The organism is Aggregatibacter kilianii (genome assembly GCF_003130255.1).
GTDB lineage: Bacteria > Pseudomonadota > Gammaproteobacteria > Enterobacterales > Pasteurellaceae > Aggregatibacter > Aggregatibacter kilianii.
Map to the genome: position 1 here is coordinate 1896207 of NZ_NRCN01000001.1, position 23229 is coordinate 1919435.

The 23229-nt window shown below is 42.8% G+C and carries 17 protein-coding genes, 1 tRNA gene and 3 rRNA genes; 9 read left to right on the forward strand and 12 right to left on the reverse strand.

Translation table 11 applies throughout. The annotated features are described in order from the left end of the window. The first annotated feature begins 373 nt into the window (after positions 1-373). The 4 genes from DK428_RS08825 (at position 374) to rrf (ending at position 5551) form a co-directional block, all read left to right on the forward strand. Positions 374-1913 (forward strand): 16S ribosomal RNA (locus tag DK428_RS08825). 96 nt (positions 1914-2009) lie between these two features. After that, a tRNA-Glu gene (locus DK428_RS08830) sits at positions 2010-2085 on the forward strand. 254 nt (positions 2086-2339) lie between these two features. Next, positions 2340-5236: ribosomal RNA gene (locus DK428_RS08835) — 23S ribosomal RNA — on the forward strand. A 199-nt stretch (positions 5237-5435) separates the two neighbouring features. Further along, positions 5436-5551, forward strand: a 5S ribosomal RNA gene (gene rrf, locus DK428_RS08840). Together the 16S, 23S and 5S rRNA genes with 1 tRNA gene alongside form the textbook arrangement of a ribosomal RNA operon. Before the next feature lie 238 nt (positions 5552-5789). Here rrf and DK428_RS08845 read toward each other — a convergent pair. From DK428_RS08845 to DK428_RS08875, 7 genes are all read right to left on the reverse strand, one after another. Further along, on the reverse strand, positions 5790-6242 hold the full coding sequence (locus DK428_RS08845) for a PNPOx family protein (protein WP_109065080.1): 453 nt from the start codon (positions 6240-6242) through the stop codon (positions 5790-5792). 85 nt (positions 6243-6327) lie between these two features. Continuing rightward, complete coding sequence (locus DK428_RS08850) at positions 6328-7140, reverse strand: peptide ABC transporter ATP-binding protein (protein WP_109065081.1); 813 nt, start codon at positions 7138-7140, stop codon at positions 6328-6330. A 12-nt stretch (positions 7141-7152) separates the two neighbouring features. Then, on the reverse strand, positions 7153-8205 hold the full coding sequence (locus DK428_RS08855; protein WP_109065082.1) for a peptide ABC transporter ATP-binding protein: 1053 nt from the start codon (positions 8203-8205) through the stop codon (positions 7153-7155). A 6-nt stretch (positions 8206-8211) separates the two neighbouring features. Then, positions 8212-9099 carry an ABC transporter permease subunit gene (locus DK428_RS08860; RefSeq protein ID WP_109065083.1) on the reverse strand — a complete coding sequence of 296 codons (888 nt, stop codon included), beginning with the start codon at positions 9097-9099 and terminating at the stop codon, positions 8212-8214. Next, complete coding sequence (locus DK428_RS08865) at positions 9089-10054, reverse strand: ABC transporter permease (RefSeq protein WP_109065084.1); 966 nt, start codon at positions 10052-10054, stop codon at positions 9089-9091. Before DK428_RS08865 ends, DK428_RS08860 begins: the two co-directional genes overlap by 11 nt. Then, complete coding sequence (locus tag DK428_RS08870; RefSeq protein WP_109065120.1) at positions 10054-11745, reverse strand: ABC transporter substrate-binding protein; 1692 nt, start codon at positions 11743-11745, stop codon at positions 10054-10056. Before DK428_RS08870 ends, DK428_RS08865 begins: the two co-directional genes overlap by 1 nt. A gap of 130 nt (positions 11746-11875) precedes the next feature. Next, positions 11876-11983, reverse strand: a complete 108-nt coding sequence (locus DK428_RS08875; RefSeq protein ID WP_239493799.1) for a LysR family transcriptional regulator — start codon at positions 11981-11983, stop codon at positions 11876-11878. 47 nt (positions 11984-12030) lie between these two features. On the opposite strand from DK428_RS08875, the gene DK428_RS08880 reads away from it, so the two are divergent. The 5 genes from DK428_RS08880 (at position 12031) to DK428_RS08900 (ending at position 17106) form a co-directional block, all read left to right on the forward strand. Then, complete coding sequence (locus DK428_RS08880; protein WP_109065086.1) at positions 12031-12627, forward strand: ABC transporter ATP-binding protein; 597 nt, start codon at positions 12031-12033, stop codon at positions 12625-12627. Next, a complete protein-coding gene (locus tag DK428_RS08885) occupies positions 12621-13346 on the forward strand; it encodes a substrate-binding domain-containing protein (RefSeq protein ID WP_065295738.1) in 726 nt (241 codons plus the stop codon). The genes DK428_RS08880 and DK428_RS08885 overlap by 7 nt, the downstream gene beginning before the upstream one ends. A 192-nt stretch (positions 13347-13538) precedes the next feature. After that, the gene (locus DK428_RS08890; protein ID WP_109065087.1) at positions 13539-14945 is read left to right on the forward strand and encodes a YcjX family GTP-binding protein; all 1407 of its coding nucleotides are present in this window, start codon (positions 13539-13541) and stop codon (positions 14943-14945) included. Positions 14946-14955: 10 nt separating this feature from the next. Next, positions 14956-16050, forward strand: a complete 1095-nt coding sequence (locus DK428_RS08895) for a TIGR01620 family protein (RefSeq protein WP_109065088.1) — start codon at positions 14956-14958, stop codon at positions 16048-16050. A 96-nt stretch (positions 16051-16146) separates the two neighbouring features. After that, on the forward strand, positions 16147-17106 hold the full coding sequence (locus DK428_RS08900; protein ID WP_109065089.1) for a sigma 54-interacting transcriptional regulator: 960 nt from the start codon (positions 16147-16149) through the stop codon (positions 17104-17106). Here DK428_RS08900 and hflX read toward each other — a convergent pair. The 5 genes from hflX to DK428_RS08925 form a co-directional block, all read right to left on the reverse strand. Beyond that, entirely contained in the window at positions 17103-18416 is a 1314-nt protein-coding gene (hflX, locus tag DK428_RS08905; RefSeq protein WP_165819772.1) for a ribosome rescue GTPase HflX, read from the reverse strand. The genes DK428_RS08900 and hflX overlap by 4 nt on opposite strands. An 83-nt stretch (positions 18417-18499) precedes the next feature. Continuing rightward, positions 18500-18802, reverse strand: coding sequence for an RNA chaperone Hfq (gene hfq, locus DK428_RS08910; protein ID WP_109065091.1), 303 nt, complete (start codon positions 18800-18802; stop codon positions 18500-18502). A 125-nt stretch (positions 18803-18927) separates the two neighbouring features. Continuing rightward, on the reverse strand, positions 18928-19881 hold the full coding sequence (gene miaA, locus DK428_RS08915; protein WP_109065121.1) for a tRNA (adenosine(37)-N6)-dimethylallyltransferase MiaA: 954 nt from the start codon (positions 19879-19881) through the stop codon (positions 18928-18930). A gap of 5 nt (positions 19882-19886) precedes the next feature. Further along, the gene (mutL, locus tag DK428_RS08920; protein ID WP_109065092.1) at positions 19887-21734 is read right to left on the reverse strand and encodes a DNA mismatch repair endonuclease MutL; all 1848 of its coding nucleotides are present in this window, start codon (positions 21732-21734) and stop codon (positions 19887-19889) included. Further along, positions 21734-23224 carry an N-acetylmuramoyl-L-alanine amidase gene (locus DK428_RS08925; RefSeq protein ID WP_109065093.1) on the reverse strand — a complete coding sequence of 497 codons (1491 nt, stop codon included), beginning with the start codon at positions 23222-23224 and terminating at the stop codon, positions 21734-21736. The genes mutL and DK428_RS08925 overlap by 1 nt, the downstream gene beginning before the upstream one ends. Positions 23225-23229: the final 5 nt, after the last annotated feature.

Sequence of the window (23229 nt, forward strand, 5' to 3'; positions counted from 1 at the left end):
AAAAGTGCGGTAGATTTTCCGAACGTTTTTTAACATAGCGAAAATTCACTGCACTTTTTTATGCTAATTTTATTGAATAGAGCATTAGTTTTAACAAAAAATAATCAATCGAAAAATATTTTGCAAAAAATTGCAAAAAGGGGTTGCAAGGGTTGAATAAAAGCCTATAATACGCCCCCACAACGACGCGCCGTTGTAAAGCACTAAACAGCGCGTCGTTTTTTGTTCTTTAACAATCAATCAGACAAACTGTGTGGGCACTTGAAGATTCGTTTTTAAAAGAATTTTAAAATTGAACTGAATAGTGCTACGAAACAATCGTTTATTTATAGATAGATTAATTAGCTAGCAGTATTGAGCGATTAAACTTTTTGAATTGAAGAGTTTGATCATGGCTCAGATTGAACGCTGGCGGCAGGCTTAACACATGCAAGTCGAACGGTAGCAGGTAAGTACTTGTACTTATGCTGACGAGTGGCGGACGGGTGAGTAATGCTTGGGGATCTGGCTTATGGAGGGGGATAACGACGGGAAACTGTCGCTAATACCGCGTAGAATCGAGAGATGAAAGTGTGGGACCTTCGGGCCACATGCCATAGGATGAACCCAAGTGGGATTAGGTAGTTGGTAGGGTAATGGCCTACCAAGCCGACGATCCCTAGCTGGTCTGAGAGGATGACCAGCCACACCGGGACTGAGACACGGCCCGGACTCCTACGGGAGGCAGCAGTGGGGAATATTGCGCAATGGGGGCAACCCTGACGCAGCCATGCCGCGTGAATGAAGAAGGCCTTCGGGTTGTAAAGTTCTTTCGGTGACGAGGAAGGCGTGATGTTTAATAGGCATCACGATTGACGTTAATCACAGAAGAAGCACCGGCTAACTCCGTGCCAGCAGCCGCGGTAATACGGAGGGTGCGAGCGTTAATCGGAATAACTGGGCGTAAAGGGCACGCAGGCGGACTTTTAAGTGAGGTGTGAAATCCCCGGGCTTAACCTGGGAATTGCATTTCAGACTGGGGGTCTAGAGTACTTTAGGGAGGGGTAGAATTCCACGTGTAGCGGTGAAATGCGTAGAGATGTGGAGGAATACCGAAGGCGAAGGCAGCCCCTTGGGAATGTACTGACGCTCATGTGCGAAAGCGTGGGGAGCAAACAGGATTAGATACCCTGGTAGTCCACGCTGTAAACGCTGTCGATTTGGGGATTGGGCTTTGAGCTTGGTGCCCGTAGCTAACGTGATAAATCGACCGCCTGGGGAGTACGGCCGCAAGGTTAAAACTCAAATGAATTGACGGGGGCCCGCACAAGCGGTGGAGCATGTGGTTTAATTCGATGCAACGCGAAGAACCTTACCTACTCTTGACATCCATGGAATCTTGTAGAGATATGAGAGTGCCTTCGGGAACCATGAGACAGGTGCTGCATGGCTGTCGTCAGCTCGTGTTGTGAAATGTTGGGTTAAGTCCCGCAACGAGCGCAACCCTTATCCTTTGTTGCCAGCGATTAGGTCGGGAACTCAAAGGAGACTGCCGGTGATAAACCGGAGGAAGGTGGGGATGACGTCAAGTCATCATGGCCCTTACGAGTAGGGCTACACACGTGCTACAATGGCGTATACAGAGGGCGACGAAGCCGCGAGGTGGAGTGAATCTCACAAAGTACGTCTAAGTCCGGATTGGAGTCTGCAACTCGACTCCATGAAGTCGGAATCGCTAGTAATCGCGAATCAGAATGTCGCGGTGAATACGTTCCCGGGCCTTGTACACACCGCCCGTCACACCATGGGAGTGGGTTGTACCAGAAGTAGATAGCTTAACCTTCGGGAGGGCGTTTACCACGGTATGATTCATGACTGGGGTGAAGTCGTAACAAGGTAACCGTAGGGGAACCTGCGGTTGGAACACCTCCTTACCGAAAGACGAACTTAAGTGTCCACACAGTTTGGCTGATGATTGTAGACAAGAGAAGAGCAAAGCAAAGGAAGAAAAGAGAGCATCTTTATATGTTGTCCCCATCGTCTAGAGGCCTAGGACATCGCCCTTTCACGGCGGTAACCGGGGTTCGAATCCCCGTGGGGACGCCATATAAAGATGATTATTCATCTTCTTTATAAAACCTGTTCTTTAACAAACCGGAAACAAGCTGAAAACGAGACTTTCAAGAAAGTCTGAGTGAGAGTAATTGATAAAAGGCGATTGCTCTTAATAAATTAACTGTTACTGCTTAGCGACGTTAAGTGTTTTCGATTCAATGTTGTGATTTTAAGTGGATTTTAGATTTAAATTAACTTTTAAGTTTATGAAATTGAATTAATTATAAGAATACTTGAGGTTGTATGGTTAAGTGACAAAGCGTACAAGGTGGATGCCTTGGCAATCAGAGGCGACGAAGGACGTGCTAATCTGCGAAAAGCTTGGATGAGTCGATAAGAGGCGTTTAATCCAAGATGTCCGAATGGGGAAACCCAGTGGGTGAAGAACCCACTATCATTATCTGAATCCATAGGATAATGAGGCGAACCGGGAGAACTGAAACATCTAAGTACCCCGAGGAAAAGAAATCAACCGAGATTTCGTTAGTAGCGGCGAGCGAACGCGAAGGAGCCTGTTAGTGATAATGACAGAGACAGAGGAATGTGCTGGGAAGCACAGCGACACAGGGTGATAGCCCCGTACTCGAAGTCCAGGTTATGGTACTAAGCTAACGACAAGTAAGGCGGGACACGTGATATCCTGTTTGAAGATGGGGGGACCATCCTCCAAGGCTAAATACTCCTGATTGACCGATAGTGAACCAGTACTGTGAAGGAAAGGCGAAAAGAACCCCGGTGAGGGGAGTGAAATAGAACCTGAAACCTTGTACGTACAAGCAGTGGGAGCCCGCAAGGGTGACTGCGTACCTTTTGTATAATGGGTCAGCGACTTATATTTTGTAGCGAGGTTAACCGAATAGGGGAGCCGAAGGGAAACCGAGTCTTAACTGGGCGATTAGTTGCAAGGTATAGACCCGAAACCCGGTGATCTAGCCATGGGCAGGTTGAAGGTTGGGTAACACTAACTGGAGGACCGAACCGACTAATGTTGAAAAATTAGCGGATGACTTGTGGCTGGGGGTGAAAGGCCAATCAAACCGGGAGATAGCTGGTTCTCCCCGAAATCTATTTAGGTAGAGCCTTGAGCGGACACCTTCGGGGGTAGAGCACTGTTTCGGCTAGGGGTCCATCCCGGATTACCAACCCGATGCAAACTGCGAATACCGAAGAGTGATACTCAGGAGACACACGGCGGGTGCTAACGTCCGTCGTGGAGAGGGAAACAACCCAGACCGCCAGCTAAGGTCCCAAAGTCTATATTAAGTGGGAAACGAAGTGGGAAGGCTTAGACAGCTAGGATGTTGGCTTAGAAGCAGCCATCATTTAAAGAAAGCGTAATAGCTCACTAGTCGAGTCGGCCTGCGCGGAAGATGTAACGGGGCTCAAATATAGCACCGAAGCTGCGGCATCAGTAGCAATACTGTTGGGTAGGGGAGCGTTGTGTAAGCGGAAGAAGGTGAATCGAGAGGTTTGCTGGACGTATCACAAGTGCGAATGCTGACATAAGTAACGATAAAACGGGTGAAAAACCCGTTCGCCGGAAGACCAAGGGTTCCTGTCCAACGTTAATCGGGGCAGGGTGAGTCGGCCCCTAAGGCGAGGCTGAAAAGCGTAGTCGATGGGAAACGGGTTAATATTCCCGTACTTGGATAAACTGCGATGTGGGGACGGAGAAGGTTAGGTTATCGACCTGTTGGATATGGTCGTTTAAGTTGGTAGGTGGGGAGTTTAGGCAAATCCGGACTTCCTTAACACTGAGAGATGATGACGAGGCTCTACGGAGCTGAAGTAACCGATACCACACTTCCAGGAAAAGCCACTAAGCTTCAGGTTTATCTAAACCGTACTGAAAACCGACACAGGTGGTCAGGTAGAGAATACTCAGGCGCTTGAGAGAACTCGGGTGAAGGAACTAGGCAAAATAGCACCGTAACTTCGGGAGAAGGTGCGCCGGCGTAGATTGTAAGGGCTTGCCCCTGAAGGTTGAACCGGTCGAAGATACCAGCTGGCTGCAACTGTTTATTAAAAACACAGCACTCTGCAAACACGAAAGTGGACGTATAGGGTGTGATGCCTGCCCGGTGCTGGAAGGTTAATTGATGGTGTTATCGCAAGAGAAGCACTTGATCGAAGCCCCAGTAAACGGCGGCCGTAACTATAACGGTCCTAAGGTAGCGAAATTCCTTGTCGGGTAAGTTCCGACCTGCACGAATGGCATAATGATGGCCAGGCTGTCTCCACCCGAGACTCAGTGAAATTGAAATCGCCGTGAAGATGCGGTGTACCCGCGGCTAGACGGAAAGACCCCGTGAACCTTTACTATAGCTTGACACTGAACATTGAATTTTGATGTGTAGGATAGGTGGGAGACTTTGAAGCAGTCACGCCAGTGATTGTGGAGTCGTCCTTGAAATACCACCCTTTAACGTTTGATGTTCTAACGAAGATTACGAAACGTGGTCTCGGACAGTGTCTGGTGGGTAGTTTGACTGGGGCGGTCTCCTCCCAAAGAGTAACGGAGGAGCACGAAGGTTTGCTAATGACGGTCGGACATCGTCAGGTTAGTGCAATGGTATAAGCAAGCTTAACTGCGAGACAGACAAGTCGAGCAGGTACGAAAGTAGGTCATAGTGATCCGGTGGTTCTGCATGGAAGGGCCATCGCTCAACGGATAAAAGGTACTCCGGGGATAACAGGCTGATACCGCCCAAGAGTTCATATCGACGGCGGTGTTTGGCACCTCGATGTCGGCTCATCACATCCTGGGGCTGAAGTAGGTCCCAAGGGTATGGCTGTTCGCCATTTAAAGTGGTACGCGAGCTGGGTTTAGAACGTCGTGAGACAGTTCGGTCCCTATCTGCCGTGGGCGTTGGAGAATTGGTTGGGGCTGCTCCTAGTACGAGAGGACCGGAGTGGACGCACCGCTGGTGTTCCGGTTGTGTCGCCAGACGCATTGCCGGGTAGCTAAGTGCGGAAGAGATAAGTGCTGAAAGCATCTAAGCACGAAACTTGCCAAGAGATGAGTTCTCCCAGATTATAAATCTGTAAGGGTTGTTTAAGACTAAGACGTAGATAGGCATGGTGTGTAAGTGGTGCGAGCCATTGAGCTAACATGTACTAATTGCCCGAGAGGCTTAGCCATACAACGCTCAAGTGTTTTTGGGGAGACCTGAGGCATGAGAGCGGAATTGGGTGGGTAGCAGTTAAGAGAGAATAAAGAGAGACTGTAGGTGATTCACCGGGAATAGAGGTGATGATACTAAGAGAAAGTTGAGAGTCAGCTTGTTTTGGTTTGAAGAATAGAGAATACGAGAAGACGGAAGTAAAGTCATCGACCGAATTTTGGCGGCGATAATGCGGTGGGCCCACCTGAATCCATACCGAACTCAGAAGTGAAACGCCGTAATGCCGATGGTAGTGTGGGATATTCCCATGTGAGAGTAGGTCACCGCCAAGCTGAATATAGACCCCTGATGTGCATGCATCGGGGGTTTTTGTTTTTGGGCAAAGCGGACAAACAGGATTAAGTTAAAGGTTGAAGAAGGACTAAAGGCCAAAAGAGAGAGAAAAGGGAAAAGTAAGAGAATGACAAGTTATCACTTAAAGAGATAACGGAGAGATAACCGGGAAATTTAGCGAACAAGAAAACCGCACTTTGGAAGTGATTGAAAGTGCGGTTGGTTTTTGGGATGTTTTTATAAGTGTGGGTTATTGATTTTTTCTCTTATCCAATGGGTTTTGTTGGCAAAAATCAATTTATTTGATGTATGTTTGATCTCGGTAAATGAAATTTCCCAAATATCACTATTGACTAATTTGGCGAGTGGTTGTTTTTTTATGTAAATTTCAAAGGCTTTTTTGCGTTCTTCTTGATTTTCCAGCAAGTGCGCTAAGGCTGTGAATTGAATGCCTTCCATATCCTTAATTTTGTTCGGTTGACCGGCGATAGTTCCCACAATATGATCATTCTTTAACATAAGTTGTGCGTGGCGGGTTGTTGTTTTTGTCATCACAATTAAGCGTACTTTTTGCTCATCAAAAGCGTAGAAACAGTTGGCTGCCCAAAAATCTTCTCGATAATGTGCTGTAAAGCTCACAATATGTTTTTCTTTTAGAAATTGGCTAATTGGCTTAGGTAGGGGATTCATTATTTCGCTCCTAGTGGTGAAATTTATGGAGCTAAAGTATAGTGTTTTAGTCGGATAAAGAAAATCTAAATTTTTCACCGCGCTGTTATGGTGTTGCAAGGAGATTATCACCCCACGAAGATTCGTCTAAAATTTTACTAAAATGGCTTTCGATCAACCGTTTGGTGACATCAGTTTTAGGTGCAGTAAATAAGGAATAAGTGTTGCCATATTCAATCATTTTACCGTCTTCCATTACCAAAACCTCATCGGCGATATGTTTTATGATCCCCAAATGTTGCCCTACATAAATATAGGCTAACCCAAATTTTTCCTGTAGTTTTAACATTAAATTAGTTAACTGTGTTTTGACTGTGGCATCTAGTGAGCCGAGAGCATCGTCAATAATGATAATTTGCGGATCTAAAATCAATGCGCGTGCGAGGGCAATACGCTGTTTTTGACTAACGGAAAGCGTGTTAATTTTGATATTGGTATGATCCGGGTGCATTCCGACTAATTTTAAAATATCAAAAATCTTTTGATTGCGTTGTTGTTCATTCAGATGGGTGGTTAAGCGTAACGGCGCATCTAATATTTGCCCTACATTTAAGCGTGGATTAAACGCGGTGTTAGGATCTTGGAATACCATGCGAATATGTTTGGCTCGATAGTTATAATCGCCGAATGTTAATTCCTTGTCTTTAAATAAAATTTTACCTGAAGTAGGCTGTGTTATACCTACGATCATTTTTGCCAGAGTTGATTTTCCGGAGCCATTACGGCCGATAATTGCAAGAGTTTTGCCGGCTTCTAATGTGAAAGTAATTCCTTCAACTGCATGAAAATGGCCGGTACCGAATAAGCCGAAACTGTCTTTAAAAGATTTTGTCAGATCTTCTACTTGTAATAATGGCATACGTGTTTTCCTTTATTCCGGCTTATCAGTGCTTAGTGTTAAGGGTTGAATGAGCTCTTTTTCTTTGATTTTCTTTTCCCGCAGATTTATTGGGAAATGGCAAAAAAATTCATGTTGTTTAATACGAAGTGCGGTCGGTTTTACGATACATTTTTTTTGAGCAAACGGGCAACGCGGTCCAAGACGACAACCCATAGGCATTTGTTCCAGTAAAGGGACCGTACCTTTTAATGTGCCTAAATGGCCTTTAAAGGGTAAGGGTTGGGTAAAATCCGGAATCGAATGTAATAAAGCCTGTGTATATGGGTGGTGTGGGTTTTCCAGAATGCTTTCTTTTGGCCCCGATTCTGCGTTTTGTCCGCAGTAAAGCACAATAAATGAATTGCACCATTCGCTAATACTGTTAATGTCGTTGCTAGCAAGCAGGATGGATGTACCTTGGTTTTGGTTCATGCTGGATAATAGCTTAAAGATTTGTACGCGCGTAATGGATTCCACGGAATTGGCCGGTTCATCAGCAATTAATAAACGCGGTTGGTTAGCTACAGCAATGGCAATCATCACCTTTTGCCCTTCCCCCTCAGTAAGTTCATGGGGGTAGCTACTCATAATATCTTTATGTTCTTTTATTCCCACTCGATGTAACAATTCAATGGCACGGCGTTTTCTCCAACCTAATAAACGTTGCCACCAATGTCCTTTAAATGTCCATCCCGGGATGCTTTGAATTAGTTGTTTGCCGATTTTTTGGCTAGGGTCGAGACAAGTGAGCGGATCTTGAAACACCATGGAAATTTCTTTTCCTACGATTTTGCGACGTTGTGTTGGTGTGAGTTTTAACAGCTCAATATCGTTAAAACGGAAGCGATCAGCAGTAACAATCCAAGAATCCTTAAAAGCATTACAAATTACTTTGGCGATTAAACTTTTGCCTGAGCCGGATTCTCCTACAAGGCCGCAAATCTCACCTTCGTTGAGTGTGAAGCTAACATTATCAACTATGCGTATGAGACCTGATGGTGTTTTAATATCGATACGAAGATTGCGAATATCCAATAATGCCATGTTTACCTACTCGTAATATTTTGTAATGGCGCGACATAATCCGTTGCTGAAAACCAAACCGATTAATACGCTGAAAATAATCGCTAATCCGGGGAGAATCACTGTCCATGGTGCCAAATAAATTAATTCCAAAGAATCTTTTATCATAGCTCCCCATTCTGGAGCGGGACGTTGCGCACCTAACGCAATAAAACTTAAGGCACTAATGTCCAAAATGGCAATAGTGAATGCTCGTGAGATTTCTTGAATATATTGAACGGCAATATTGGGCAAGATAGTGTCTTTGAGCAGAACCCATTTGGAAATGCCGTCTAAGCGCAACATCAATACATATTCTTTTTTCAATTCCAACTGAATGCTGTGATAAATTTCATGTACGAAGTAAGGTAACAATGCCAAGGTAATTGCAAGCATGGCATTAAACAGGCTAGGCTCCATCAAGGTAGCGATAATAATGGCAACTAACAACACGGGAATAGTGAGAAAAGCGTCTAAAAAATGACCTAATACACGAGATTTTATGCCCTGCGACATGCCGGCTAAAATGCCTAGTCCACCACCAATGAATGCCGTAATAAGTACAACAATGAGGGCCGCTCCAACAGTATAACTGGTGCCGATAATAATTCGGCTAAGCACATCCCGTCCAATATCGTCCGTGCCTAAGAAATAAGCTATTTCCCCATTACTAGCCCAAGATGGCGGCATTAATTCCCGTCCGACAAATTGGGTGTCACTGGAATAAGGCGCAATGAACGGGCTAAAAAGTGCGGTCAAAATTAGCAACAAAAGTGCATAGAAACTAAATAGCGCAATACGATCTTTGCGGAACAAGTCCCAAATCTGCTTTAATGCCGCGCTTTCGCGAAAATCTTTAGGTTCTCTATCTCGCATGCCAGCCCTTCTTATTTAACGGATCTAAAATAAAGATCAGTCCTTCGGAGAGTATTTTAATAAAAATAATACAAAGTCCGATAATGATAATGCCGGCTGAAATACTGTTGTAATCCTGCTGTGTAACTGCATCAATCAACCAACGTCCAATGCCCGGCCAACCCAACGTGCTTTCAACCAACATACATTGTGTAATGACTAAGGTAAAGAGGCGGGTCATTTGCGGAATTAATATCGGTAAGGTGTTGCGCAAAACATATTTGCGTAAGACTTTAAATGTTGACCAACCTCGGGTGGTAGCCACTTTTACATAATTTTGCTCAAAAATTGTTTCTGCCCGTTGTTGCACTAAACGTACGATTTCCATTGTCGGTAAAATAGTTAGTACTAAGGTTGGTAATGCCAAATGTTGGAGTACGTTTTGAATAATTTTCAGACGATAAGGCTCATTTACAAACCAAACATCGATAATTGGAAAGCCGGTAATCGGCTTGATTTCATAGAGCAAATTATATTGGCCAATAGCAGAAATTTCCCATGAATTAATAGCAGAGACATAAAGTAAAATCGGCGCAATCCAAAATACCGGCAATGCCATACCGACAGCAGATAAAGTGCGGATGGTTTTTCCAATGAAATGGGATTGGTAAATGGCGCCGATTAAACCCAAAGGAATGCCGAAAATTACGGCCAGTAAAATGGCACAAAAACATAATTCAAGGGTGGGCGGTAGCACCGTCAAAATTGTCGACCTTAAAGGTTGTCCGCCGTTATAACTAATGCCTAAATCGCCTTGGGTAAGGTTGGTTAAATAATAAATATAACCGTTATAAAAGTGTGGGGTGGCCAACTCAGCATTCAATGGATCCTGCATTAAAATAATGTAACTCAACAGCGACAACACAAAGCATGTTACAAGCAGAAAAATACATTGTCGAATTAAAGAATTAAGCATTATTTCAGTCCTTTACGTAACGACAATGTAGAAAAATTAAGACTACCGAAGGGGCTCATTTCAATGTGCTGTACCCTTGAACTGGCAACCAACACCCGCTTTACATTGGCAATTGGGATAATTGGTAATTCTGACAAAATCAGCTCTTGGGCTTGGTTGTATGCATTGGCGCGTACACGCAAATTGGCACTATCTAATGCCTCATCCATGAATTGATCGAATTTTTCACTACACCAATTGGACAGATTCGTAATTTCATTAGAGGCACTACAGCTCAAAATCGGTCGCATAAAACTATCGGGATCGAGGTTCCCCGCAAGCCAACCGGTTAAAATCATATCGTAGTCTTCAGATTTTTTATTGAGTTGATCGATGAGAAAGGTACGCGTCACCGAACGAATCGTTACGTTTACGCCAACGTTATTTAAATCTTCTTTAATCAGCTCGGCGGTTTTAAGGGGCGCAGGGTTATAAACCTGCTCTTCGTTTATTACCCACATATTCAAATTCAGTTGTTTATTCTGTAAGACTTTTTGGGCTTCTACAGGACTAAAATCATAAGCAAAATCCGGTGTATTCACACTCGATGCCCAAGAAATATTCGGAATAATGTTGTTGGCTACAGTTGCGGTGTTGTGATAAATCGTTTTAATAATTCGTTGACGATTAATGGCTTGAGCAATGGCGCGGCGCAATTGTTCATCTTGAATAGCGACTTTTTGAAAATTGAAGGCCAAATATGCTAAGTTCATGCCATCTGAGGTTTTTACATAATATCGCTTATCATTTTTCTTCAATAAGCCTAATTGACTCACTTCCGGGTAAGAGGCAATTTGACATTCGCCGTTAAAGAATTTCACCAAACGCCCGGTACGATCTGTGGATAAATCAATAATAATATCTTTAATTTTGGCGTCTTTTTTCCAATAATCCTCGTTTTTTTCTAACCGTACATATTGATTTCGGAAGTAATTTTTGACCTTATACGGACCGGTTCCCACCGGTAATATATCTAATTGCACCAAATTATCGTCTGCATTAAGTTGCACAGCATATTCCTGCGAGAAAATAATGGCATATTGGCTGGCTAAGTGAGATAAAATGGAAGCGTCAGGTTTAAATAATGTAATTTGCACCGTGTGCGAATTCAATGCTTTCACCGATTCGATTTTTTGGTTCAGTTTAATACTTTCAAAATAAGGAAAGCGCACTTTCTTCGCTTGTTCATGGAAAATGCGATACTGCGGATTTTTATAATCCACCGAGCTTTGTTCCAATGTTGGTAAATAGGTTTCATAACCTAGCACGCGATTTAACGAAAACACCACATCGTCGGCGTTGAAATCGCGGGTCGGCTTAAACCAGTCAGTGCGGTGAAATTTAATCCCTTTACGCAAATGAATGGTAATTACCGTGCCATCTGGCGAAACAGAATAAGATTGTGCCAATACGGGAGTTGGAATGGCGCTAGTGTTGGAAATATCGAAAAGTTTGTTATAAATCTGCTCTGTTACCACATTCATACTGGTTCCCGCATCAGCTGTTTGCGGGTTAAAAGAAAAGCCCGTGGCGTTGGTGCAATAAATCAATCCATTGTCGGTTAGCTCTTCAGGCACACGCGGTGCCGCTATTGCCTGATTGACAGCAACAGCGAGCAAAAAAAACGACGCAAAGATTTTTTTATTCAACATAACAATAGACTGGTGAATGCTTAAAATAATAATGCCGAATTGTAAGATATATTCCATGCATATTCTAGCAAATATGCCGTTTATCCAAATTCTCCGCTGAAAATGACCGCACTTTGTTAAAAGCAATTCCTTAAATTTTTAACATATCAACTAATGCTTTAAAAAGAGGGGAATTTTGGCGTCGACTTGGATAGTAAAGGTAATAACCTTCATACTCAATCGCTTGATCTTTTAACACTTCAATCAATTTACCTGTAGCCAATTCATCTTTTATCCAAGATTGAGGTGTATCAATCTATCGGTTTTGTGCCGCAATTCTTTTCTTCGCCTTTTGCTTATTCCGTATTGGATATCCTGTTGATGGGGCGCTCAACCCATATTAATACTTTTGCCAAACCGAAACCACATGATTATCAAGTCGCCATGCAGGCACTGGATTATTTGAACATGACCCATTTGGCAAATCGCGAATTTGCTTCGCTTTCGGGCGGGCAGCGACAGCTGATTTTAATTGCACGCGCCATTGTTTCCGAATGCAAATTAATACTGTTGGATGAGCCTACGTCCGCTTTGGATTTAGCGAATCAAAATACTGTATTATCGTTATTGCAACAGTTGGTGAAAGAACATAAATTAACCATTGTATTTACGACGCATCAACCTAATCATGCGGTTGCAGTGGCTAACAAAGTCTTGTTAATGAATAAACAAAACGTTTTATTTGGCCTCACTGATGACGTGTTGACTGCCGAGAATCTTACGCAGTTATTTTATTTGCCCATGTTGGTGCAGGAAGCACAGTATCAAAACCATGGATTTACGCATTTTGTCCCCGTGTACGACAGCGTATTAAGCGGCTTTCATAGGATCAAAAAATGTTGAATTTAACGATTTTTAGCGCAGGAAGTTTTCGTCATGTCTTAAATGAGCTAGTGACGATTTTCAAGCAGAAAAACCCGGTGGAGGTTCATTTACATTTGGCGCCGGCGGGGTTGTTGCGACAACGTCTTGAGGCCGATGAATACTGTGATATTTTTATTAGTGCCAATTTGCAAAATATCAATATCCTATCTGCCACGAAATGTATTTATAACCAGCAAATCCTCGCCTTTAATCAACTTATTCTCACTACGTTAAATACCGAACATTATCAACATCGCAATACGTTAGATATTTTGTTTGATGAATCATTGCGTTTGGCAACCTCCACGCCTATTGCGGATCCTTGCGGGGATTACACTTGGCACCTGTTTGAACTGTTAGAACAAGCCTATCCCGTTTCCGGTAGTTTATTAAAACAGCGTGCTATGCCGTTGGTCGGCGGTGAAAATAGTGCCGTAGTGATTCCTAAAGGTGAAATTGCTTCCAAGTATGTCTTACAGAATAATCATGCTGACATGATGATTGGTTACGCCAACTATATGCACAAATTAGCAAATGAGAATCTGCGTTTTCATCATTTCCCACCCGAATTTAATATCAAGGCGACATATTCTGCCGCGCAACTTAGCGAGAATGTGATCACCCGCTTATTTTTCCAGTTCTTAATGTCCGATACGGCAAAACGCATTATGTATCAACATGGCTTTTTGGCAGAATAAAAACGTAACGAAAATGATGCATAAATCGCTTATGTGATTTATTCGCCCCTCGGGGGCTGTTGGCAAAACCCATTCTCAAAAATATATTTTTTGTGACCGCACTTTTCTTTTATTTCCAAGCAAATTAAGCCCATCTTCATTTTTTCGGTATAATGTTCCCAATTATTGACGTCATATATTAAGAAGACGAGTATGCTAAATCATCTGCAAAAAGAATTAAACGAGCTGGTTAATCGTGGCTTAGATCGTACTTTACGAATTGCCGTGACGGGGTTGAGTAGAAGTGGGAAAACCGCTTTTATTACTAGCTTAATGAATCAAATGTTACACATTAATCGAGTGGATAACGGGCATTTGCCGCTATTTGATGCTGCCCGTCAACACCGAATTCTGGCGGTACAACGGGTTCCCCAGTTAGATTTATCGATCCCGCGTTTTGATTACGAAGGTAATCTTAATGCCTTGTCTCAAGAACCCCCGATTTGGCCGCAATCTACCCGAGGCGTGAGTGAAACCCGCTTAGCGATCCGTTATCAACGAAGCAACGGCTTGCTGCGTCATTTGAAAGAAAAAGGCACGTTATATTTAGATATTTTTGATTATCCCGGCGAATGGTTGTTGGATTTGCCATTATTGGATTTAGGGTTTGAACAGTGGTCGTTGGAATTACAACGACAACTTAACGGTACACACGCTGAGTTGGTGCAGACTTGGTTAAACAAAGTGAAAAAAATTAAGCTGACCGATTCGGCGGATGAAGACATTTTGGCGCAGTTGGCTAAAGATTACACCGATTATTTGTGGCAATGTAAGAAACAGGGGTTGCATTTTATTCAGCCGGGAAGATTTGTGTTACCCGGTGAGCTTGAAGGCGCTCCAGCCTTGCAATTCTTTCCATTATTGCATTTGAATACATCACAGTGGCAACAACTGAAACGTGAAGCGAAAAGTGAAAGTTATTTTGCTGTGCTGACTAAACGCTATGACTATTATCGTCAGCATATTGTGAAAGGGTTTTATGAAAATTATTTTGAGACCTTTGATCGACAAGTCATTTTGGCGGATTGCTTAACGCCGTTAAATCATAGCCGACAAGCTTTTAACGATATGCAGCAGGCACTACAGCAGCTATTTCGTAATTTTCATTATGGCAAACGGCATCTTTTAAATCGTCTTTTCTCACCTAAAATTGATAAATTGATGTTTATTGCCACCAAGGCGGATCATATCACCACAGACCAACTGCCGAATTTAATCGGCTTGATGCGTCAATTGGTGCAAGAAGGCGGACGTTATGTAGAATTTGCCGATATTGTGACGGATTACACCGCGATTGCGTCTATCCGTGCGACACAGCAAGTGGTGGTGAATCAAAACGGTAAGCAATTTAAAGCGTTGCAAGGTATTCGTTCTTCCGATAAGCAGAAAGTGACACTTTATCCGGGCAGTGTGCCGGGAAGATTGCCGAGTGCCGATTTTTGGCAAAATCAAAAATTTGAATTCGACCAATTTGAACCACGCCGTTTAGAACAAGGTGAAAATATACCGCACTTGCGAATGGATGCGGTGTTGCAATTTTTGTTGGGCGATAAATTGTAGGAGGCAGGTCGTGGAGAAAAAAGTGTTTACACAAAATGAAAGCGATATGAATGAGGATCTCAATGCGCAATCGGCATTTATCGCCAAACAGGAATTTCACGAAGAGCAGGCAGTACCTGACACAGAGGATGAGAATGGGATTTTTGAAGGCGAATTGTTAGAACAACAATTTGAGCAAAGTCTGCAACCTAAACCGCGTTGGTGGAAAAAAATATTAGGTGGGGTTAGTCTCTTGTTTTTTGTCGCCTCTGTGGCTCAATCGGTGCAATGGCTGGTGGATGCCTGGCAACAAAATCAATGGATTTATTTTGCGTTTTCCTTGGTTGCTTGTGCCGTAATTTTACTCGGCGTATCGGCGATTGTCGGCGAATGGCGACGTTTGGCGAAATTAGGTCATCGGGCAGAAATCCAAACGCAAAGCCAACAGTTGCTGAAAAGTGCGGTCAATTTTAAAGATGTTTTTTCATCTGCCGAACATCAACAGGCGGTCAGCTTATGCCAAGAAGTGAGCAAATTAGTTCATATTGATGGGCAAAACCCTGATTTTATGCAATGGCAAAAACAAATTCATGAAGCCTATTCTGCCCGTGAGATTTTGCATTTATTTAGTCAAAACGTGCTACAGCCTGTAGATAAACAAGCCAAAAAATTGATTACCAAAGCCTCGACGGAATCGGCTGCGTTGGTGGCAATTAGTCCATTGGCGTTGGTGGATATTTTCTTCATCGCTTGGCGCAACATTCGTTTGATTAATCAAATAGCACAGATTTATGGCATTGAGTTGGGCTATTTTAGTCGTATTCGTTTGTTGCGCATGGTCTTGGTGAATATGGCGTTTGCCGGAGCGACGGAATTAATTCAGGATTTAGGCGTGAATTGGTTATCGCAAGATCTGACGGCGAAATTGTCAGTGCGCGCCGCACAAGGTATTGGCGTGGGCATATTGACTGCCCGTTTAGGCATTAAAGCCATGGAGTTTTGCCGCCCGCTTTCATTTCAATCAAATGAAAAGCCTCGTTTATCACAATTGCATAAAGAATTGCTAAGCCATTTAAGCAACACGGTATTTGATCAAGTAAAATTTAAGCAAAAAGATAAAGTGTAAATAATATAGCAAACTGTAAATAAAAGTTGCCAAAGACGTTGGCGATTTTTCTGCATAAGGTTATTATTAGGCAGTTTTTCAACTTCCGAGACATATATGACAACGTTAAAAAACACCGATCCTTTTGCACAAATTGTCAGTAAAAATCCACGAATGCAAGATGTGATTGAGAAAGCTAAAAAATTTGCTTTGCTGGATGTTCCCTTATTAATTCAAGGCGAAACCGGTACGGGCAAAGATGTCATTGCAAAAGCGTGTCATGATTTTAGCGAACGTCGTGATCATGCGTTTTTGGCTGTCAATTGTGCCGGCATTCCGGGGGAAGATGCGGAAACGGAGATGTTTGGGCGTCGAAATAAAGACGGTGAATTTATCGGTTTTTTTGAATATGCCGATGGTGGTACCGTGCTGTTAGACGGGGTAGAGGAGTTGCCGTTGACCTTGCAGGCGAAGTTGTTGCGTTTTTTGAGTGACGGCACTTTTCGTCGTGTGGGGGATGAAGAGGAACGTTATGCCAACGTGCGGGTGATTTGTACTGCCCAACAGCCGTTACAACATTATGTAGAGCTAGGCAAAATGCGCAGTGATTTGTTTCATCGGCTGAATGTGTTGAGTTTAAATTTGCCTTTGTTGCGTGAGCGTAAGGAAGATCTTGCGTTTTTAAGCCATCAACTCATTCAAGAAATCAGTGAAAAACTCGGCATTTTTCCACCGCACTTTGATGAGAATTTTTTGCGATATTTACAAGAATATCCTTGGCCGGGCAATATTCGTGAGCTTTATAATGCGTTATATCGCGCCTGTTCTTTATGTCAAAACAATCTGTTGAGGATTGAAGACTTAGGGCTGGCACCAGAAACACCCCATTCTAGAGACATTGACCAGTTTATAACGGAAGGCGACACTTTGGATGAGATGGTTGGGCGTTTTGAGGCGGCAGTGCTTAATAAATTTTATGCAAAATATCCAAGTTCCAGAAAACTGGCAACCCGTTTAGGTGTATCCCATACTGCTATTGCCAATAAATTACGTCAATATGGCATTGGAAAATCTTAGTTTTCGTCGGGCTGAATTGGGTTAAATGGCATTAACTGCGTAAAACGTTTTACCAATTTCAGCCATTCTGTCTTTTCAAGGCGAATGCTTAATAAAAACTCGCCTTGTTCATTAATCTCTTCTTTTTCCACGCAGTTTAACTGATAAAACGCATGGCGAAGTTTGCCGTCTGATGGCGGTAGCGTAATCTGTAAATTAAGAATGTGCTCTGTTAAACGGAGACGAATGGCTTCCAGCAACAAATCAAGACCACTGCCGGAATTAGCAGAAATATAGACCGCACTTGGCAGGTGTTTTTCATCGTATTCAATATGCGGCGCAACGTTTTCCAGTTGGTCGATTTTGTTATAAACCAACAATCGTGTCACCTCTTGTGCACCGATCTCTTCCAGCACCTGATTCACCGCCTCAATATTTTCTAATTTTCGGTTATCGGCACAATCAATCACATGAAGCAGTAGAGAGGCTTCGGTGGTTTCCTGCAAAGTCGATTTGAAGGCTGAAATTAAATCGTGAGGCAAATCGCGCAAAAAGCCCACAGTGTCAGCCAAGATAGTTGTGCCGACATCTTGTAAGGTTAGACGTCGTAAGGTGGGATCGAGTGTGGCAAATAACTGATCCGCAGCGTAAACATTGGCATCGGTAATTAAATTAAATAAGGTGGATTTCCCTGCATTGGTGTAGCCGACTAAGGATATTGTCGGAATATCGGCTTTTTGTCGGGTTTGACGATTTTGATTACGCTGCTTGGCAACTTTTTCCAAGCGACTTTGTAATTGGTTAATTCGCACTTTAATTAAACGTCGATCGGTTTCTAATTGCGTTTCGCCCGGGCCACGCAACCCCACAGCACCTTTTTGTTGATCAAGCCCTGTCTTACGGCGTACCAATCGGGTGGAAAGATGTTTTAATTGAGCGAGTTCTACCTGCAATTTCCCTTCGTGAGAGCGAGCACGTTGAGCGAAAATATCGAGAATCAATCCGTTTCTATCGACAACACGACAATCACACAGCGCTTCTAAATTACGCGCCTGAGCGGGAGTTAGGCTGTGATTAACCAAAACTAGATCGGCGTTATATTGACGTACTGTATCGGCGATCTCCTCCGCTTTTCCACTGCCGATGAAATATTTGGCTTGTGGTGTACTACGGGTTGCCGTAATGACATTGAGAATATGTACGTTGGCAGATTTGGCGAGTAACTGAAATTCGGTTAAATCGTCCGTATTTTTACTTTGTTCAAAAAAACAATGCACAACAATGGCATTATTTATGGTGTGATCTGATGTTTGAGTTGAATTTTCAGGCATAGAAAATGCGGTGGAAACATTTTGGGAATCCACCGCACTTTGAGTTAAATTACCGAGTAAATTATCCAATATTTTCTGCTTAATTATTCTGTTTGAGCATCAATACTGGCCTCTACAGAAGACGGAGCTTCTTGCTGTTGACCTTGCTGGTGTTGTTGCTGTTGGTTAGCATTGTGATGTGCTACGGAACGTGCGGGTACAACAGTAGAAATTGCGTGTTTATAAACCATTTGATTCACAGTGTTTTTTAATAGAATCACAAATTGATCAAATGATTCGATTTGCCCTTGTAATTTAATACCGTTTACTAAATAAATTGAAACGGGAATACGTTCACGACGTAACGCATTTAAATAAGGATCTTGTAAAGATTGTCCTTTTGCCATTTTTCTTTCCTTCTATTTTCTACAAACAAATTTTATTAACTAAAACAATACAGCTACCTGTATATGCCTCCAAGGCCCAATATAACAACAATTATGCAGAAAGTCACTAGATGTACTTTGTGTTTTTATTGTTTATCTGACAAAGAATTTACTGAAACTAAAACTTTTTCAAGTGCTTGTGTGGGATGTAAGCTGTCGAGCCATTGAATAGGAGATTTCCAACCTCGCAACCAAGTAATCTGACGTTTGGCTAATTGACGGGTGGCGCAAATTCCTCGGAAAATCATTTCTTTATGATCATAATCGCCGCGTAAATATTCCCACATTTGACGATAACCCACACTCCGAATGGAGGGTAAATTCTCGTTTAAATCAGACCGTTGGTAAAATTTTTCGACCTCTTGTTGAAAACCAAGTTCAATCATTTTATGAAAACGTTGCTCAATTCGAAGATGTAAGACCTCTCTATTTTCCGGCGCAATGGCAAATTGCAAAATGTCATAAGGCAAGGCTTCGCCTTTTTTGGCTGTTAATTCCGTTAAGGTCTTACCTGTTAAATAAAATACTTCCAACGCGCGATTAATACGCTGAGAGTCATTGGGGTTAATGCGTTGTGCCGAAATGGGATCAATTTTCGCTAATTCCTGATGCAAACCGCCCCAACCGATTTGCATGGCTTTTGTTTCAATTTCCGACCGCACTTTTTCATCGGCAGAAGGCAATGGCGAAAGGCCTTCCAATAAGGCTTTGTAATATAACATGGTGCCACCTACCAACAATGGAATTTTACCTTGCGCGGTAATATCTTGCATTTCTCGAAGAGCATCATGACGGAAGTTCATGGCTGAATAACTTTCTGCCGGATCGCAAATATCAATTAAACGATGGGGCGCCAATGCCAATTCTTCCGCTGTTGGTTTCGCCGTGCCAATATCCATGCCACGATAAATTAATGCAGAATCTACGCTAATTACTTCTACAGGCAAATGTTGGCGCAGTTGGATGGCTAAATCCGTTTTACCGGAAGCTGTCGGGCCCATTAAGAAAATTGCAGTTGGTTTATGTTCGGAATGTTGCATCATAATCAATCGGCTAATTGGGTTAAATAAGGCTGCCAGTTAATTTCTAAGAATAAGTCGGAAAGCTGAATATGGCTTTGTTTGTTTAATAATTGTTCTATTTCGGTAAGCATTGTGACGGCATCCGCCAAAACCTGAATCGGTGGAAAATCTAATTGCGCCAAAAGTGCGGTCAAAAATTCAGATAGATTTTCAACAGGCTCATTGAGTAGGGCAATAATCAACTGTTGTAAATTTTGTCGACGTAAGTGGGCAGAGACCTTTTGTAAGGTGATTTTGCGTTGTACGTCCTCTGCCAAAAAATCAAAACCGACTTGCGTAAACCATGCTTTCTGCTGTTGCCAAGCTTGCCATTGCGTTTCCGACAAGCGAAATATCACCGGAATCAGCAAGGGTTGTGACGTTGCGGTTAAGGTTAAATTTAGCTCAAGTTTTAACCGTTGTAAGCGGGACAACGATAACAAATAAAAATGCTGCTCTTGCTGTAATAACAATGCATGATTACCCACTAATGCAAGGGCATGTAAACAAGTGGACCGTGGCTTGCTATCTTCGCTGATCGTTATTTTCGATCGGCTCGGCGCGGTTGAATCCATCCACAAATGCTTATGAGCATCTAACACGCTTGGCGTGATATTGTCGCGGTTAAAGTGCGGTGGATTTTGTCGGTGTTTTTGTGATGAATGATATGCGCCTTCAGAAGGCTGTTTTTCAACACGGTAACCCGTCGAATATGTGCTTGGTTGCGTAAACATATTCGGACCTGCCGCAGAACGATTCGGTTTGCTTGATACTTCCCACAATCCCATCGGTTCTTGAATTTTACGTTCTGTTTCGGTAGCGGAAAAATCTAATGATTCGGAGATTAGCGCATGGCTAATGCCTTGAGTAATAAAATCATGCACCAAACGGGATTGATGAAAACGTACTTCATGTTTGGTGGGATGCACGTTCACATCGACATCATTTGGATTGAGATCGATAAACAACACAAAGGCAGGATATTGATCGTTACTTAAATATTCTGCATAGGCCTGACGGATAGCATGAGTAATAATTTTGTCACGCACCATACGACCGTTTACATAACAATAATTCAAATCATTTTGTGGACGATTAAAGTGTGGCAATGCTACCCAACCGGATAAATGAAGATCGTCGTGTTTCCAATCAATTTGCAGCGCATTTTGGATAAAATCATCACCACAAATAGCCGCAACGCGTTTTAATTTTTGCTCATTTGTTACCGCACTTTTATATTGCCGCAATACTTTGCCATTATGGGTGAGGGTAAAGCTGATATTAAACTTGGCTAGGGCAATGCGACGAATGACTTCATCAATATGGAAAAATTCCGTTTTTTCAGAACGTAAAAATTTTCGGCGGGCAGGTGTGTTAAAAAACAAATTGGCTACTTCAACCGTGGTGCCAATAGGATGAGATGCCGGTTGAATGGTGGTTTCCATATCTCGTCCCTGAGCATAAACTTGCCAAGCCTCATGTTGTTTGGCAGTGCGGGAAGTGAGTGTTAAACGGGAAACAGAGCTGATACTGGCAAGAGCTTCGCCACGAAAGCCTAAACTTAAAATGGCTTCTAAATCAGCTAAATCGGCGATTTTGCTGGTGGCATGGCGGGCAAGGGCAAGGGCCAACTCTTCTTTGGCAATGCCGATGCCATTGTCACGAATACGAATTAAGCCGGCCCCCCCATTTTCGATATCAATTTGAATTTTATCGGCGCCGGCATCCAGGCTATTTTCCACCAGTTCTTTTACTACCGATGCAGGGCGTTCTACTACTTCTCCGGCAGCAATTTGGTTGGCTAATTGAGGTGATAAAACGCGAATAGTCATTATTTTTTACCTAGGTCTTCCGTCAACTTGATTTTTTGTCCGCTTAACACTGTGCCATTTTTTAGTTGAGGATTCAATTTTAGCAATTTATTCGGCGCGATCTTATATTCGCGAGCAATAGAATAAAGCGTTTCATTTTTCTTCACGGTATGGAATTTTTGTACCGCGTCTTTGACTTCCGGTTTGGTTTTTCCTTGTGTTTTAGTCGATTTATCAACGATCTTAGGCGTTTCGGTCTCTTTTCCTTTTTCTGTTTTATTGGCGGTTTCCGCTTTAGCTGTTGCCGGAATTTTAAGATTTTCACCTACCAATAATTCTTTTCGTTTCAATTTATTTAACGTCAGAATGTCGTTTGACGAAACTTTATATTTTTCCGCCAATTTGCCCAGGTTTTCACCGGGTTTTACTTTATGACGAATACCACTGTCTTTCACTTCCACGCTGTTGTTTTCTTTGGCTTTAACAGATTTTTCTTCGGTTATCGGGCTGTTTTTTCCGTTGTCCGGAATTTTAATCGTTTCCCCAACCCACAACGCTTTCCGTTTTAATTTATTTAACGCAATAATATCAGCTGTACTAACATGATATTTCTCTGCTAATTTACCTAATCCTTCACCGGATTTCACCGTATGGCGAATACCGCTGTCTTTCACTTCAAGTGCGGTGGATTTTTCCGATGTTTTTTCATTCTTGTCGGCTATAGCGACTTTAGGTTCGTCTTTGACATTTTTACGACGATATTCCGCTAAGCCGTTATAAATGGCCTGAGCAATCCTCTTGCGGTAGGCCGGAGTGCTCAGCTTTAGTTCTTCTTCTTGGTTAGACAAAAAACCGGTTTCTACCAAAATAGAGGGAATATCCGGGGAACGCAAAACACCAAGGCTTGCATGGCGCGGTGTAGGGCGACTTAAAGACGCAATCTGTGAGAAATGGCGTAAGACAATATTGCCTAATTCATATCCTACCCGTTGGCTGTGACCAAATTGTAAATCTAAGACAGTTTGATCTAAATATTTTTCATTATGTGAAGCCAACACACTGCCGGCACCACCTAATAATTCCGAGCGTTTTTCATGATCTTCCAACCATTGTCCCATTTCATCATTGGCACGGCGATTGGATAATACCCATACAGAAGCACCGCGTAAATTCGGGGTTTCAGAGGAGTCGGCATGAATAGACACCAAATAATTGGCTTTGTATTTACGCGCAATTTCCGAACGTTGAGGGACGGAAATATAATAATCACCATTGCGGGTTAATACCGCACGAAAATGTGGATCTTTATCCAATAGGGCTTTAAGTTCTTTGGCGATAGAAAGGGTGACATTTTTTTCATAAATTTTGAGATTGCGCCCGATTGCTCCAGGGTCTTTACCGCCATGTCCGGGATCGATAGCAATCGTCCAAGTATTATCGGCAAAAGCGAGCACGGCAAAAAAAAGAAGGCCGTGCATAAGGATAAATCTCATTATATTTTGGGCTTTCATGTACG